The 16,565-nt window shown below is 63.6% G+C and carries 10 protein-coding genes; 8 read left to right on the top strand and 2 right to left on the bottom strand.

Going from position 1 to position 16,565, the window contains the following annotated elements; all coding sequences use genetic code 11:
• Window positions 1–289: 289 nt before the first annotated feature.
• The 7 genes from EK416_RS11615 to EK416_RS11585 all read left to right on the top strand — a co-directional run bounded on the left by EK416_RS11615 (window position 290) and on the right by EK416_RS11585 (window position 9,603).
• Window positions 290–1,603, top strand: a complete 1,314-nt coding sequence (locus EK416_RS11615) for a DmsE family decaheme c-type cytochrome (protein WP_245434032.1) — start codon at window positions 290–292, stop codon at window positions 1,601–1,603.
• Between the two features lie 56 nt (window positions 1,604–1,659).
• Window positions 1,660–4,263: an MtrB/PioB family decaheme-associated outer membrane protein gene (locus EK416_RS11610; RefSeq protein WP_127077652.1), complete on the top strand. Its 2,604-nt coding sequence runs from the start codon at window positions 1,660–1,662 to the stop codon at window positions 4,261–4,263.
• A 511-nt stretch (window positions 4,264–4,774) separates the two neighbouring features.
• Window positions 4,775–5,056, top strand: a complete 282-nt coding sequence (locus EK416_RS11605) for a high potential iron sulfur protein (protein ID WP_127077651.1) — start codon at window positions 4,775–4,777, stop codon at window positions 5,054–5,056.
• A 281-nt stretch (window positions 5,057–5,337) separates the two neighbouring features.
• Window positions 5,338–6,453 (top strand): c-type cytochrome biogenesis protein CcmI, encoded by a 1,116-nt coding sequence (gene ccmI, locus EK416_RS11600; RefSeq protein ID WP_127077650.1) that lies wholly within the window; start codon window positions 5,338–5,340, stop codon window positions 6,451–6,453.
• On the top strand, window positions 6,450–6,914 hold the full coding sequence (ccmE, locus tag EK416_RS11595) for a cytochrome c maturation protein CcmE (RefSeq protein ID WP_127077649.1): 465 nt from the start codon (window positions 6,450–6,452) through the stop codon (window positions 6,912–6,914). The genes ccmI and ccmE overlap by 4 nt, the downstream gene beginning before the upstream one ends.
• Before the next feature lie 214 nt (window positions 6,915–7,128).
• A complete protein-coding gene (locus tag EK416_RS11590; RefSeq protein WP_127077648.1) occupies window positions 7,129–9,129 on the top strand; it encodes a heme lyase CcmF/NrfE family subunit in 2,001 nt (666 codons plus the stop codon).
• 3 nt (window positions 9,130–9,132) lie between these two features.
• On the top strand, window positions 9,133–9,603 hold the full coding sequence (locus tag EK416_RS11585; RefSeq protein WP_127077647.1) for a cytochrome c-type biogenesis protein: 471 nt from the start codon (window positions 9,133–9,135) through the stop codon (window positions 9,601–9,603).
• Between the two features lie 778 nt (window positions 9,604–10,381).
• Here the strand turns inward: EK416_RS11585 and EK416_RS11580 are convergent.
• Window positions 10,382–11,767, bottom strand: coding sequence for a S41 family peptidase (locus EK416_RS11580; protein ID WP_127077646.1), 1,386 nt, complete (start codon window positions 11,765–11,767; stop codon window positions 10,382–10,384).
• A 278-nt stretch (window positions 11,768–12,045) separates the two neighbouring features.
• On the opposite strand from EK416_RS11580, the gene EK416_RS11575 reads away from it, so the two are divergent.
• Entirely contained in the window at window positions 12,046–13,287 is a 1,242-nt protein-coding gene (locus EK416_RS11575; protein ID WP_127077645.1) for a lytic murein transglycosylase, read from the top strand.
• Between the two features lie 105 nt (window positions 13,288–13,392).
• Here EK416_RS11575 and EK416_RS11570 read toward each other — a convergent pair whose 3' ends face one another.
• Complete coding sequence (locus tag EK416_RS11570) at window positions 13,393–16,299, bottom strand: FAD-binding and (Fe-S)-binding domain-containing protein (RefSeq protein WP_127077644.1); 2,907 nt, start codon at window positions 16,297–16,299, stop codon at window positions 13,393–13,395.
• Between the last annotated feature and the right edge of the window lie 266 nt (window positions 16,300–16,565).

Raw genomic sequence — 16,565 nt, 5'->3', positions numbered from 1 at the left:
TTCCTTATAATCGTTCCACATCCAAAGAACGATGGAATGCGATCTTGCGCATATGATTGCTGCTTCGTAATAATCTGACCATAGCGCGCAATATACGGGCGATAAAGGACCGCTTCTCAGTCGGGTCCGAGCGCGCAGAAAACGGGCAAGGAGGGGGCGCATGTTTTTCTCTAATTTGACCGGCTCTTCGTGTGGAGAGCCGGAGCGGGGGCGTTTGCGCCTTCGAAAGCGAGCGATTTGGACCCTGCCGGCACTTGGCCTTCTGGTCGCTATCGCGGGCGGGCAGGCGGTGGCAGGACAAAGCGCCGCGATCGGTTCCGACGTTTTCGTTTATGCGATGCAGTCTCAGGCGGGCGACAAGCCGCTTCCGGCAGGGCATCCCGACGTTTCGGGCATGGCCCCGGCCGATGCGCATGGCGCCAAGAGCGCGCACGGAGCAAAAAAAAGCGCGCACGGGGGCATTGGCACAAATCCGCACTCGGGTCTTTCCCTGTCGAAGGCGAGCCCCGCGAAAGCGCTCCTCAATCATGCGCTCTTCACGCCGGAAGCCGGTCTGGTCGGTAGCTCAGGCAGCTCCGGCGGCGGGGTCGACGCCGAAACCGAACATCTGATCATGGTCGCGGAATCCGTCCCGTCCGCCAAACCCGACACAGCCAAGCCGGACGCGGCCAAGGCTCCCGCAGGCAAGGCGCAGGCCGCCGAGGCCGCTCCCGCCGCCGATGCGAAGGCGAAGGTCGTCCGTGCCGCGCCCGACGATCCGGAAGGCCGGTATTACGTCGGCTCGGAGCCGTGCAAGGTCTGCCACGCCTATCTGTTCGACGAATTCAAGTTCACGGTCATGGGCCGCAATTTCGAGGCCGGCAAGGACACGCCCAAAGGCAAGATGGACTGCGAAACCTGCCACGGCCCCGCATCGGCGCACGTGAACGGGGGTGGCGGTCGTCTCGGCGGGGGCATCCGCTCGTTCCGCAAGTCCGATCCGCGCACGTCCGTCGCCGACACGAACGCTGTCTGCCTGCAGTGCCACGAGAAGAACGACCGCACCTACTGGAAGGGCAGCACACACGAGACGCGCGACGTCGCCTGCACGGACTGCCACACCGTCATGCGCAAGACTTCCCCGCGCTTCCAGCTCGCGAAGGGCACGGTGCAGGACACCTGCTTCCAGTGCCACAAGGATCGCCGCGCGCAGAGCCTCCGCAGTGCCCACATGCCGATGATCGAGGGCAAGATCAGCTGCTCCAGCTGTCATAACCCGCACGGCAGCGCTTCGGAAACGGCGATGCTGAAGGAAGCGACCATCAACGACACCTGCTACCAGTGCCACGCCGACAAGCGCGGTCCGTTCCTCTTCGAGCATGCGCCGGTTCGCGAGAACTGCATGAACTGCCACGAGCCGCACGGCTCCATGCACAACAGCCTGCTCGTGGTGGCTCGCCAGCGGCTCTGCCAGCGGTGCCATACAGTCCCGCATGCGACTGCAGGTCTGGCCGATCCCTCGGTGGCGAACAACATGCGCCGGACAACCAGTCTGGCCTGCCAGAACTGCCACAGCAATATCCACGGCTCGAACGCGCCGTCGGGATCTAGATGGCACCGGTAGCAATATAAACCAAGCAAAAACAATAACCTGACCGGTCTCGGGCGGACCGGTCAGGAATGGGCGGAGACGAATCAGGAGAGGCGCCTTGGGCGGCGCGGGAGGGGATCATGGAGTTTCATGGCAGGGTAGTGCTGACGAGTATTCTTTCGATTGCGGTGGCATCGTTCGCCGTGCAGTCGGCGCGAGCGGGCGACAAGCCGGCCCCGGCTCCCGCGCCCGCAGCCGAAGAGAAGATCGAACTCGACACCTGGGGCGACATCGAGTTCGGCGGGCGGTACTTCATTGAGAAGCCGCGCGACATCGGCAGGGCCTGGGTCACACCGAGCGTTCAGCGCCCGGACAAGGGAAGCATCGCGAAGTACGAAGAATATGGCAACGTTCCTGAAGGCGCCTATCTCGAGAGGCTGACCGCCGGCGCCCAGACCAAGGACGGCGCGTACGTGGCCGAGCTTCGCGCGACCGATGTGGGCAACAACAACCAGCGCTACATCTTCGACTGGGGAATCACCGGTGTGCTGACCGGCACCGTGACGTGGGACCAGATCCCGCATGTCTACAGCACGACCGCGCAGAGCATCTGGAACGGCGTCGGCACCAACTATCTGACGACGAATGTCAATCTCGGCGACTTGGCGAAGAAGTACGCGCAGACCGATTTTATCAATCCGCTCAGTGCCAACGGCATCGCGGCCAAAAATCTGATCAACAGCACGTTGGCGGCAAATCTGAAGACGATCAAGATCGGCATCGACCGTGATCGCTTTGAAGCGGATCAGCGCTGGACGCCAACCCCCAACTGGGAAGCGCGTGTCCAATATTTCCACGAAAAGCGGGAGGGCACGCAGGTCGCCGGCGTAAACTGGGGCGGCGTCGCCGGTACACAGATGGTGCAGGTGCCGCGGCCGGTCGATGACACCACCCAGAATGCGAAGGTGTCCGGCGAGCGCTCCGGCGACTGGGCTTACGGCCATTACAACGTCAAGATCACGGGTGGTATTTCCACGTACGATAACGAATACAGCTATTACACTGTGCAGAATCCGTTCTATACGCTGCCGGACGGTGGAACCTCGGCAGGCTGCGCCAGTACGTACAATACGGCGTTGAGCTCTTCGCCATGCGCACGCGTCAGCCTCATGCCAAGCAATCAGGCGTATTCCGGCAATATCACCTCCGGTATCGATCTGCCGTTCAGTTCGCGTTTCATGAACACCGTCCAGTACACGACGATGCGGCAGGACGAGCCGTTCATGCCGATGACGATCGCGACCGGGAGCACGACGTTAAACACGTACAACTCGCCCTACTATGACGCCACGACCGGGCGTACGTACAACACCGCCACCAGCCTCAATGGCGAGGTCAATGCGCTGCTCGTCAATAATGTACTCAACACGCGCATAACCGACGATCTCAAGTCGACGCTTCGTTATCGATACTACGACAACGATAACCAGACTCCCGAGACCTTCTGGAGATGGGTTTCGGAAGATACGGCCCTGAGTGTGGATAGAAGAAACTTCGGCTATTCCTATACCAAGCAGAACGCGTCCGGGGATTTGACTTACCATGTTCTCAAGAACGCCTCGGTCGGCGGCTCAGCGGGCTGGGAGAGGATCGAGCGCGACAACCGCGAGGCGCTTCGCACCGACGAGTTGATCGGCAAGGTCTACGCAGATGCACGCTGGAACGACATCGGCCAGTTGCGGGCAAGCTACCAGTACTCGGAAAGGCGCTACGATCGTTACGATCCACAAGCTTGGTATGCGACGATCTACCCGGACGGCACGGGTGGCACATCGAACAACTGGGGCGAGCGCAAGTTCGACCTCGCAAACCGCGACAGAAACAAGGGCAATGTGCTGTTCTCGTTCGACAATATCCCGTACCTGTCGAACCTCTCGTTGACGCCAAGCTTCGGAATTCGGAATGACGACTATCTGACGGACCCGAACAAGGCGTATTCCCGCAGCGTAACTTTCAACAACACGACAACCACCTCGACGACTTACGAGATGGGATTGTTGAAGGATTACAGCTGGAACGGAGGTATTGAGGCGGCTTACTCGTTCAAGCCGGGCACAAGCATCGTGTTTGCCTATGTTCATGAAAATTCCGACAGGGATCTCGTCGGCAGCAACACGCTGCAGAATACCGCAACAGGCGCCATCGCGGCTGTGAATACCCGCTGGGCGAGCAACATGAAGGAGGACGTGGACACCTTCATCGTCGGCGCGAACATCGCCCTGAATGATCAGTTTGACTTCAGCGCGAGCTATTCGATCGCCTTTGGCAAGGAGAACTGGACGGCCACCGACCTCTCGGGCAACAGCGCTTGCGCGACACCGGGCTCGGCTACTTACCTCGCCGGTTGTATGCCCTATCCAACCGTTAACACGAACCTTCAGCGTGTCGATGCGGTATTGAAGTACAAGTTCGACTCGGAACTTGTTACGAAAACGGGCTTCGATGGTGATGTATACTGGAAACTGAAGTACAGTTGGGATCACTCCCGTGTGGACAACTGGCAGAACGATCTTGTGACGCCATACATGTACCTGGTTGATCCTTCGGCTCAGGGCCGCGATATCTCCATGGCCGCTTACAATCCGAACTACGATGTTCACGTCGTCGCCACGTCGCTGAACTTCAAATGGTAAATGCCGCGCCCCGCCCGAAATATACGGCGGGGCGTAACCTGACTTCATCTTTCGTGCGCCGGGTCATGACGTCCCCACAGCGGCCCGGCGCACGGGAACGGATTTGCGGCGACTGGGGCACGAGGCGATGCCCGGCATTTCAGTGGCATCGCCCGTTGACCGCATTTTATTCGATTTCGATCTTTCCGCGAAAAATTCGACAATTACTACCTTGGAATTATTCTCGTTCGGCTTGACGCCGAGCTTAAGCACACTATAAAGTCTATCTCGGTAGAATTGTCGGATTGGCGCCAGTTCTACTGAAGTTATGATCAAAAGATACACCTGCTGCAAGTGCTGACGGGTAAATCCTAGTCTTTTGGCGGGGTATTATTTCGCCGCTTCAGGCGGGATGCGACGCGGAAGCATGTAACGATTATCGCAGCCAAGGGACTTTCCGCGGCGGCTGCCAATAGCGAAGAACCGGAAAACGGCGCAACGAAAACCAACAAAAGGAAAGAGGAACGCTCCCATGGACGATACCAGCAACAAGGCCGGAAACACGCGCCGCGAGGTTTTGAAATTCGGTGCCTATGCGCTCGGCGCGCTCGGTGCAGCCGGCCTCGTGGCCGGCAGCGCGGAGGCGCAGGTGGCGAAGAAGGCGGCGCAGTCGGCCGTCGGTTATCAGGGTTCTCCGAATAGCGGCAAGCACTGCGCCCTGTGTCAGCACTTCCAGGCTCCGTCAAGCTGCCGCGTCGTCGAAGGCACCATCAGCCCGAACGGCTACTGCAAGATCTTTTCCAAGAAGGGCTAGCGCGGGGCGGCGCGGTTTTTCGATGGCTCGACGGGACCGATTGCCGCGCCCGAAGGCGCGTCGCTCCGGCGGCGCGTCCTTTCGGCGTCGGGGCGCGGAGGCCGCGCCTGCTTGGCTTGGTTCGTCTTTCGCCGCTTGACGGCCTTCGGGGCCTCCCGGCGAAAATCGCCGCGACCGGCTTCCGCCAATGAGCGAGGCGGCTTGAACAGCTTGATCTCGTCCCCATTAACTGGTCTTTCACAGCCTTGACACCCGAAGCTGTCGGAGTACTGTCGCGCGCGATGATCTGGATAATCTTTGCTTTATTGACGGCCGGCGTAATTCTGGCGGTGACGCGTTCGCTCAGGCGCGCGCCCGCCGATGCCCATGCGGGCGCGTCAGAGGTGGAAGTCTACAAGGCGCAGCTCGCCGAACTCGACCGCGAGGCCGAACGCGGCACCGTCGGGCAGGAGGAAACCCGCCAGACGAGGCTTGAACTTTCGCGGCGCCTGCTGCGCGCCAGCCGGCAGGGCAACGCTTCATCGCAAGGCGTGGGCGTGGGGTTCGGCGGAAACAGCGCGGTGGCCGCTGCCGCCACGGCTGCGCTGCTCGCGCTCGGCACCATCGCGACCTATGTCGTCTATGGACAGCCCGGCTTGCGGGATATGCCGCTCGAAGCCCGTCTGAACGTGCCGCCCGAGAGGCAGACCGTCGACGTCTATATCGCGAAGGCTGAGCGCGAACTGCGAGCGAACCCGAAAGACGTAGCCGGATGGATACGCATCGCGCCGGTCTATTTCCGTAACGGTTTGTTCGACAAGGCAGCCGATGCCTATTCTCGCGCCATTGAATATGGCGGCATGGACGAGGAGAAGCTTCTCGGCCTTGGAGAGGCGCTGACCTTCGCCAACGATGGCAGCATCAACGATCGCGCGCGGCTCGCCTTCGAATCGGCGGCCAAGCTCAGCCCGACGTCGCTTCGCGTCCGCCTCTGGACCGGTCTTATCGCCGAGCAGGATGGCCGCAGAGGCGAGGCCGAGAAAATTTACAAGGCGATGCTCGCCGGCGAACTGCATCCCGGGCTCAGGCAGCTTGTGAACCAGCGCCTTGCAGCTCTTTCTGCGCCGGATCAATCGAACGATGTCGCCCAGGCAAGCCCCGAAGAGCAGGGCAAGATGATCCGCGGCATGGTGGACGGGCTTGCCGCGCGCCTCAAGGAGAACAAGTCCGACCTCGAAGGCTGGATAAGGCTGATCCGCTCCTACGCGGTGCTGAAGGAAAACGACAAGGCTAAAGACGCCGCCGAAACCGCGCGGCAAGCTTTCGCATCCGACGCGAAGGCTCTTCGAGAGATCGAAGCCGCCGTAAAAGAAGCCGGACTTGGCGCCAACGGGCAGGGAGGGCAACCGAGGACATGACGAGAAAGAAACGCCGCGCGGTTTTGATCGTGATGGGCCTTGCGCTGATCGGCGTGGCCTCGACGCTCGTGCTGAGTGCGCTCCAGACGCAGGTCACTTTCTTCATGAGCCCGGCCGAGGTGGCCAAGGCCGCGCCCGATCCTGCCACGCGTTTCCGCCTCGGCGGCCTCGTTGCAGCGGGCAGCTACAAGCGCGAAGCCGACGCGGTGAATGTTTTCTCTGTCACCGACAACGCGGCTTCCTTGCCCGTGAGCTACAAGGGCATCCTGCCCGACCTGTTCCGCGAGGGGCAGGGCGTGGTCGCGGAGGGACGCCTTGTGAACGGCGTGTTCGTTGCCGATACCGTGCTCGCAAAGCACGACGAGAATTACATGCCGCCGGAGGTTGCGGACGCGCTGAAAAAGAACGGCCATTGGCAGGAGAAGAGCGGGAAGCAACCCGCGCCGACGCCCGGCACCTGACCGGGCGCGCTTGGAACCGGGAGCATTTTCAGCGAAGCGATTTCGGCTCGCGAACGAGAAGCTTTCAAATCGGAAGGCTGAAACCTTTCGATGAACCTTGGCGAACCGAGGAACGCAACCGGATCCTGGCAAAGGCGTGCGGACCTCGGCAACGACAGACAATCACGCGAAACGGCGACCGAAAACGCCAGAGGCGCATGGGAGAAAGAAGACCGTGATCGTTGAACTGGGCCACTTCGCCCTCATCCTCGCTCTCTTCGTCGCCGTTGTGCAGTTTGCCGCGCCGCTCGCCGGTTTGCGCATGCGCGATACGCGCCTCATGGCCATGGCCGACGCCGCCGCTCCGATCGCTTTCCTGCTGATCGCGGGCTCCTTCGCGGCGCTGCTCTGGGCGCATATCAATTCCGATTTCTCGGTGGCGAACGTCTGGGAAAACTCCCATTCGGCAAAGCCGCTTCTCTACAAGATTTCCGGCGTGTGGGGGAACCACGAAGGCTCGATGCTCCTGTGGGTGCTGATCCTCGCACTGTTCGGCGCGGCGGTTTGGCTGTTCGGCCAGAACCTGCCGCTCGATCTGCGGTCGGCGGTGCTCTCCATTCAGGGGCTGATCCTCTTCACATTCACGCTGTTCATCGTCGTGACATCGAACCCGTTCGTCCGCATCCCGAATGCGCTGTTCGAAGGGCAGGGGCTTAACCCGATCCTGCAGGATCCGGCGCTCGCGATCCATCCGCCGCTGCTCTATGCGGGTTATGTCGGCTTCTCGATGGCCTTTTCCTTCGCCATTGCGGCGCTGCTTCTCGGGCGCGTCGACAGCGCATGGGCGCGCTGGGTGCGGCCGTGGACGCTCGCTGCATGGATTTTCCTCACCATCGGCATCGCCATCGGTTCCTGGTGGGCCTATTACACGCTCGGCTGGGGCGGCTGGTGGTTCTGGGATCCGGTGGAGAATGCTTCGCTCATGCCGTGGCTGACCGGCACGGCGCTGTTGCATTCCGCCATCGTGATGGAGAAGCGCGACAGTCTGAAGGCGTGGACGATCCTGCTTGCGATCCTTACCTTCAGCTTCAGCCTGCTCGGCACCTTCCTCGTGCGTTCGGGCGTGCTGACTTCGGTGCACTCCTTCGCATCGGACCCGTCGCGCGGCGTCTTCATTCTCGTCATCGTGAGTCTGTTCACGGCGGGCGGCCTGCTCCTTTTCTCCTGGCGCTCGAATTCGCTTGCCGCCAGCACGGCCTTTTCGGTGGTGTCGCGCGAATCGAGCCTCGTGCTGAACAATCTGTTCCTTACGGTGTCCTGCGGCGTCGTCTTTGTCGGCACCCTCTATCCGCTCGCGCTGGAAGCCGCCACCGGCGACAAGATTTCGGTCGGCGCTCCGTTCTTCAATTCGACGGTCGTCTGGATCTTCCTGCCGCTGCTCCTTCTCCTTCCGTTCGGCATCTTCACCGCGTGGAAGCGTGGCGATCTCGATGAAGCGGCGCGCCGGCTCATCCCGGCTGCGGTCGCCGCTGTTATCGTCGGGATCGCGTCCGTCATGGCGGGAGCCGGCTTCAAGACCGGCCTCGCGCTGACGCTGGGCGCATGGGTATTCGCGGGCGCGGTGTGGGAAGTGCTCTGGCGCGCGCGTTTTGCCCAGGTTTCCTTCGGCGAGACGGCGCGGCGCATCGCCAACATGCGGCGCAGCCAATGGGGCGCGACGCTCGGACATGTCGGCCTCGCTGTCAGCGTCATCGGCATCGCGGGCACGACCGCATGGAATGCCGAGCATCTCGCGGTCATGAAGCCCGGCGACAGCATCGATGTCGGCAGCTACAGCATCACCTTCAAGAAGGTCTATGACGAGCCGGGGCCGAACTACACGGCGCAGGCTGGCGACTTCGAGCTGAAGAGCGGCGATCGCGTGATAGGCACCATCACCTCGGCGAAGAAAAAATACGATGCGCCTCCGCAATCCACCACGGCGGCGGGCATCGCGGTGCGTCCGTTCGCGGATGTCTACGTGGTGCTCGGGAATGAGGCGCCGGGCGGTGCCTATTCGATCCGTGCCTATTATCACCCGTTCGTGCGGTGGATCTGGGGCGGCGCGGTTCTCATGTTCATCGGCGGGTTCCTGTCTCTGCTCGATCGGCGCCTGCGCATCGGCGTTGGCCAGCGAGCGGGGAAGCCGCCGCTTTCGCAATCGCCCAAGATCGGCCCGGCCCTGCCAGCGGAGTAAGACATGCGTTCCTTCCTTGCACTGCTCGCCCTGACGTTCGCCGCCGCGGTCACGCCCGCGCTCGCCGTCGATCCGCAGGAGCAACTGAAAGACCCGGCCCTCGAACAGCGCGCGCGCGACATTTCTGCCGGGCTTCGCTGCCTCGTCTGCCAGAACCAGTCCATCGACGATTCCGACGCGCCGCTCGCCAAGGATCTGCGCATCATCGTCCGCCAGCAGCTCGAAAAAGGGCGAACGAACACGGAAGTGCTCGACTATGTGGTGGCGCGGTACGGCAACTTCGTGCTTCTGAAGCCGCCTTTCACATTCAACACCCTGTTGTTATGGGCAGCGCCTGTGCTGCTCATCGGGGGAGGCTTGTTGCTTGCCGCGCGTCTCGTCCGCCGCAAACCCCTCGAAACGGCGGGTGCGAAGCCGCTCACACCCGAAGAACAGGCCGAATTGCAGGCCCTTCTCGGTGAAAAGCGTTCCTGAAGCCGAGCCGGGCCACGGAGAGTGCGCCGCAAAAGTTTGACGGGGTATTCCGTCAAGACGCGATAATCAAAGGATCGAGCGGGGGCCTTTGATACTCATCAAAGGCGGTGCCTCTGGCGTAATCAGCGGTCAGCCTGAATCGGGCGCTCGGGGCAGGCATCCGCGACGCTGACCGGAGGTCCGCGATCCGCGCTCGACGCGCCGCTTGTTTCGGCGATTTTCGCCCGCGATTTCCAATCCCCCGAACACAGCTTCGTGCCCAACCGGAAGCAGCAGGACGCCGAAGTTTCGGGTGTCGATCAGCTTCTCTGCCGTCAAATCGATGCCGACTTAACGCAGGCCGATCCGTTGTACCTGCCGAAAATTCCGCGCTCGCAGGCCAAGAGGTCGAAAAGCGCGTTCCTGATGGGCGATGGGATTTGGATCAGACCTGCGTCGAATCGGATGGATCGCACGCGAAGAAGTTCGATCGATCGTACGCGTTGTGCCGTTTCCGGGTTTGCGCCGCGACGCTGGAGGGCGCCCGCGCTTCCGGCGCTTTGCAAGACGGTTTCGAGGCCGCAAACCGGTTGGCCGGCTCGCCGCTTCGCTCGGCCGGGGAGCTACCGCATTTCGCCGATGGCCCCCCCGTGCGCGGGAGTGACGGTCACAGTGGTGGCTGTGCTGCTCGTGACAATCGATAGTCCGCGCCTGCGCGGGCGTGACGGCCTTTTGTTCGCCCTGTCGTATGGCATCAGCCGATGGCCCGCGCGTGCGCGGGCTTTACGCACGGCGGCGGTCAGCCACCCGACGGGCCGTTCGACAGCGGGCTCGACGCCGGAGTCGTGGCCCGCGCCTGATCCAGCGACTCTGTCGCCTTCTTTCCCGTTTGCGGCAACTGACCGTGGAGGAGGGCCAGCGCGGCCTGAAGCTGGTTGTCCTTTTCCTTCTCTTTCGGCACGTAGGAGATGCTGCCACCCCCTTCCTCCGTCGCGGCGGCGTTCTTGAGATGGCCGCGCAGCTGAGCCTCGGACTCGAAGGGCACGCTGGCGAGTTGCAGCTTCAGCTCCGGCGGAAGTTCGGGCTCCACAACATAGTCCGGCTCGATGCCGGTCGCCTGAATCGAGCGGCCCGACGGCGTGAAATAGCGTGCGGTGGTGACGCGGATCGCGCCCTTGTTGGCAAGCGGGATGAGCGTTTGCACCGATCCCTTGCCGAATGAGCGCGTGCCGAGCAGCGTCGCGCGATTGTGGTCCTGAAGCGCGCCCGCCACGACTTCGGAAGCCGACGCCGAACCGCCGTTGAGAAGCACGATCACCGGCTTGCCGTCGGAAATGTCCCCCTGCTTCGCGGTCGTGCGCTCGATGTCATCGGCGCCGCGACCGCGCGTTACGACAATGGTGCCCTTGTCGAGGAACGCGTCGGTCAGGTCGATGGCCTGATCGAGGAGACCGCCGGGATTGTTGCGCAGGTCGAGCACATAGCCCGAGACCTTGCCGTCGAGCGTCTTCTTGATGTCTTCGACCGCCTTCTGGACATACTCGGTCGTATGCTCATTCTCGAACGATTTCACCTTGATCCAGCCCGCGTCGCCCTCGACGCTGTACGCCACGGGGTTGACCTTGATGATATCGCGGACGACTTTCACGGTGATCGGGGCGGTGGCGCCCTTTCGCTGGATCGTGAGCGTCACCGGCGAGCCGACCGGTCCGCGCATCCGGTCCACGGCCGCATCCATGCTCAGTCCCTTCACCGATTGGCCGTCGAGCGCCGTTATTGCATCACCCGCGAGCACGCCCGCACGGTCGGCTGGCATGTTGTCGAGCGGCGCGATGACCTTGATGGCGCCTTCTTCCATCATCACGTCGATGCCGAGGCCACCGAACTCGCCGCGCGTGTCGGCCTGCTCGTCCTGATATTCCTTGGGCGTGAGGTAGGCCGAATGCGGATCGAGCCCGTTCACGAGGCCCTTGATCGCGTTTTCGATGAGTTTCGCGTCGTCGGGCTTCTCGACATATTCCGCGCGCACGCGCTCCAGCACGTCTCCGAACAGTTCGAGTTTCTTGTAGATTTCGGGGCTCGTCGCCTGAGCGGGTTGGCGCTGAACGAGCGGCATGGAGAGAAATCCGCCGGTAACGACCAGCGCGACGAGGAACGCACCCAGCGCGAGTTCCTTTTTCCGCATTACTTATCAACCTTCCAATTGCTGCAAGCTGAAGGGCCGGTCACCTGAGCGGGAAAAAAAGGTAAACGAATCCTTGCTTCGACGAAAAGACCACTGCTCTCCATCGAAGGCAATTTTTAGGCCAAGGTTGGGGATGGTTAATTCCTGCCACTTTTGGGTGTGGCTCAGTCTGCGCTCGGAGGTGCGGAGCGCCGAACGGCATTCACCAAAATTCCTGATGTCCTTGATATTAAAGGCACGACCACAATTTCGCTGTTGTTTTCGGCAACCTCGACGCGATGACCATGAATTTCTCACGCAGAGCGGTGCTTCAGGGCGCGCTCGCCACTCTGGTTTCCGGCGCTTGTGGAATCGGCGCCGTTGCCCCCTCGGCATTTGCACAATCCGCGCGCATGCCGTTCTCGCAATGGGTAGAGGCGTTCGGCGCCCGCGCGCGGTCGCGCGGCATCTCGGGTGCGACCTATGCGCGTGTCATGGGATCGCTCAAGCCCGACACCTCCGTCTACGCGCTCGACAAGGCGCAGCCCGAATTCAAGGAAGAAGTCTGGCAGTACCTCAATCGCCGCGTGTCCGACTGGCGCATCGGCATCGGCATGGAACGCGCGCGCGAATATGCGCCGCTGCTGGAGAAGATCGAGCGTACCTACGGCGTGGACCGTTATGTGATGCTCGGCCTCTGGGGCATGGAAAGCGCGTTCGGCGATGTCGTCACGAACCCGAAGCATATGCGCCCCGTATTCCCGGCGCTCGCCGCGCTCGCCTGGGGCGAACCGCGCCGCCGCAGCTACTGGGAGCAGGAGCTTCTGAACGCGCTCGTCATCGTCGATCGCGGCTGGGCGAAGCCGGAAGAGATGATCGGCTCGTGGGCAGGCGCGATGGGGCATACGCAATGGATGCCCGAGGTCTGGCTCAACATGGGCGTGGATTTCAACGGCGACGGCAAGATCTCGCCCTTCGGCTCGCCTGATGATGCGCTTGCGGGCACTGCACAATATATCGCCAAACGCGGGAAATACCGGCGCGGGGAGGGCTGGGGTTACGAGGTCCGCGTGCCGGCGGAAGGCGCGGGCGGCTGGAAATCCATCGCGGCATGGCAGGACAGGGGCGTGACGCGGGCGGACGGCAAGCCCTTCCCGAGGCCCACGGAACAAGCGCGGCTCTGGCAGCCGGTGGCGCGCGGCCCGGCGTTTCTCCTCACGCGGAATTTCGATGCGATCAAGTCGTACAATCCGGCGAACACCTACGCGCTGGCGATTGCCCACCTCGGCGACCGGCTGAAGGGCGAAGGGCCGTTCGTGCAGCAGTTCCCGGGCGGCGAGCGCGCGCCCACGCTGGCGGAGGTTCAGGAACTGCAGAAGCGGCTGACGGCGGCGGGTTTCGACACGGACGGCACCGATGGCCGCGTCGGCAAGGATACCATGAAAGCCATTCAGAGTTTCCAGCGGAAGGTCGGCATGCAGCCGGCGGACGGCTATGCCGGGCTGAAAGTGCTGGCGCGGTTGCGCGCAGGCGGCGTTTAGATCGCTGCGTCAACTCGGGTCCGATTCGGCGCAGGCAAGCTCGGCAATCGGCATTGGCAGCGTCGGTCGCGTCCGAGTTACCGCACGACGCGGTAGCGCCGCGCATTATCCCACGATTTCCGCGTTGCCTTTCAGCGCAAGGTCGAGCAGCATGGCGGGATGGCGCGCGGGGCGGCCCAGCCCATCCTGTATCTGCTTGCGGCAGGAATAGCCCGTGGCGGAAACGAGCGCGTCACGGCCCGCCTTGCGGATCGCGGGAAACAGCGCCTGCTCGGCAATGGCAAGCGATGCGTCCAGCGTGTCGGGCGTCATGCCCATGAGGCCGTTCAGCCCGCAGCAGGAGGGCGGCGCTGGCGTTATGGCAAGGTCGGGAATGAGGCGCAGCACCGCTTCCGCATGCGCGTCGACGCCGTGGGCGCGTTCGTGGCAATGCGAATGCAGCACCACGGTCGCCTCGATGGCCTTCAGCGGGAGCGGGAAGCCGTCTTCGATGCGCCGCGCGATGAATTCCTCGAACAGCTGCACGGGCGGCGGGTCCGCCACCGCAACGCCGAGCGCCGCATATTCGTCGCGCATCATCAGCACGCAGTTCGGTTCGAGGCCGACGACGGGGACGCCGCGCTCGGCATAGGCCGCCGCCGCGCGGGAGAGGCGCATCGCCTGCGCCCGCGCCTTTTCGATGTCGCCCGCATCGTAGGCGCAGCGCCCGCAGCACAGCGCGCCGTCTTCACCGTCGGTGAAGGCAACGACGCCGTAGCCCGCCGCTTCAAGCACGCTCTGCGCCGCGCGAAGGTTCGCCGTCTCGAACGAGCGGTTGAACGTGTCCGCGAACAGCGCCACAAGCCCGCGCGGCCCCGGCTCGGCCTCGATCGGCGCGCGGAACCTCCGCCCGGCCCAGCGCGGCCATGGGCGGTCGGCGGCTAGCCCGAGCTTCCTCTCGGTGAAGCGGGCCAGCCCCGGCAGCAGATCGCGGAGGGCGAGAAACCATCGCCAGCGGGCCGCTCGATCAGTGTACTCCGCGAGGTTCGCGTAAAGCTCCTGCGCGCGGGAAAAGCGGCCCGCCGCGCGCGCGGCGGCGAGTGCCTCGATCTTCATCTTCGGGATGTCGATGCCGAATGGGCAAGCGGAGTTGCACGCCTTGCACGACACGCAAAGCGACATGGTTTCGAGCATCGCGGGCGAGCCGAGCGCCTCGTCTCCGAGTTGGCCAGAAAGGGCGAGCCGCACCGTCTGCGCCCGGCCGCGCGGGGACTCGCGCTCGTCATGCGTCACCGCATAGGACGGGCAGGCGAAGCGCTGTTCAGCCGTGCGGCAGAGCGCGTGCCCGGCGCAGCGGCGCGCATGCTCCAGCGCGCGCGCGGGCGTCGCTTCGGCGTCCCATGAAAGGGCAACCGCCACATCGGCAGGCTTCCCCTCGCGCGGGGCGCGGAGCAGCGCCGCATCGTCGAAATCCGGCGGGCGTATGATCTTGCCGGGGTTCAGAACGAAGCCCGGATCGAGTTGCGTCTTCAGATCCGTGAACAGCCGCAGCGCACCCGGAGCAAGAGCGCGCTCCAGCGCCTCGCTTCGGGCGATGCCAATGCCATGGCCGCCGCTCAAAACGCCGCCATGGCGGACGATCAGCGCCGCCATCTCGTCGGACAGCGCGCGCATGCGCTCCCGGTCGTTCGCATGGCGCAGGTTCAGCACGGGCCGCACGATCAGGCAGCCGCGCCCCGCGCTGCCATAGAGCGCCGAGCGGACGCCGTGCCTGCCGAGCAGCGCCTCAAGCTCCGCTCCGTAGACGGCGAGGCGGTGGAGCGGCACTGCGCCGTCCTCCATGAAAGACAGGGGCTGTGCCGCCGACTTCATGCGCCACGCCCGCGTCACCGCGTTGTGCCGGAGCCGCCAGAGCGCGGCACGGTTATTCTCGCCGATGATTTCCACAAGCGGGAAGCGGCCCTTGTCGGCCTCGGCCACGGTGTCGGAGAGGCCCTTGAGGAGCCGCGTGTTGTCGACCGGGTTTTCCTCGTCGAACTCCACGATCAGCAGCGCCTCGGGGTCGCCCTGCAGAAGGCGGGCGGCGTGCGGGTCGCGCCGCGACGCGACGATGTCGATCAGCGTGCGGTCGAGGAGTTCGATGGTGGTCGGGTTCAGGAGCGCGATCTTCGGGATGACGCGCAGCGCGCCGCCGAGATCGGCGAAGCGGCAGACCCCGAGCGCGCGCGTTCGAGGGAGCCGCGCCAGCTTCAGTTCCAGGCTCGTGGCGACGGCAAGCGTACCCTCGGAGCCCGCAAGAAGTCGCGCCAGGTTCTGGTCTTCGGAATAGGGCAACAGCGCGCGCAGATCGTAGGCGGGCGGCTCCGGCGTTCCCGGCGCGCGCAACGGAAACTCGCGCGCGATATCCTTTTCGTGCGCTTCGCCGAATTGCAGGAGATCGAGCAGCCGGTCGCGGCCGGGGAATCTTGCCGTTTCATCCTCGCCGATGGCGCGGAAATGCACGCGCTGCCCGTCGGCCATGAGCGCCATGGCCGAGAGGATGCGGTCGCGCATCGAGCCGTAGCGCAGCGCCCGCAGGCCGCTCGAATTGTTACCGAGCATGCCGCCGATCGTCGCCGATTGCGCGGAGGCGATCTCTACGGGGAAGAAAAGGCCGTGCGGTTCGAGCGCCGCCGCGAGCGCCGCCGGCGTGCATCCGGGTGCCACCACGCACCGCGCGTTCTCCGCGTCGATCGCGCCGATGCCGCGCATGTATTTCGTAAGGTCGAGGACGACACCCTCGCCGAGCGCCTGCCCCGCAGTCGACGTGCCGCCGCCGCGCGCAATGACGGAAAGCCCTTCCTCACGCGCCATTTCGAGGACGATGGCCACGTCGCTCTCGGTCTTCGGGCAAGCCACTCCCGCCGGGAAGCTCTGATACATCGATGCGTCGGTGGCGTAGCGGCCTCGCGTGAAAAGGTCGCTTGAAGCGTCGCCCTCGATCTCATGGGCGAGCCTTTCCCAGAAAGCGGGCGACGCCTTGCGCAATGCCATCGGTCCTTGAAAAGAAGCGCGGTGGTCGCGTCGGCCCGCCGCCAGCCGCAGACAATGACCGAGAGTCTCAGCGAGCGCAACGGTCTGTTAACCACCCGCGGTTAGCCTCAACGCAGCCTTAAGTTGTGTCCGGGTTTTGCGTGTCCCATGAGCCGAGTTTGCATCTGCGACTGTTGCCCGATGGCGTCCCTGCCGCAAAAAGCGGCGGCAAACGCGCGAGTTTGGTGCAAGAAGAAAACCGCGCCCAGCATTCGCCCGAATCTGCC

This window comes from Rhodomicrobium lacus, assembly GCF_003992725.1.
Classification (GTDB): domain Bacteria; phylum Pseudomonadota; class Alphaproteobacteria; order Rhizobiales; family Rhodomicrobiaceae; genus Rhodomicrobium; species Rhodomicrobium lacus.
The sequence above is the reverse complement of the archived record's forward strand: the minus strand, read 5'-3'. Positions and strand labels throughout refer to the sequence as shown.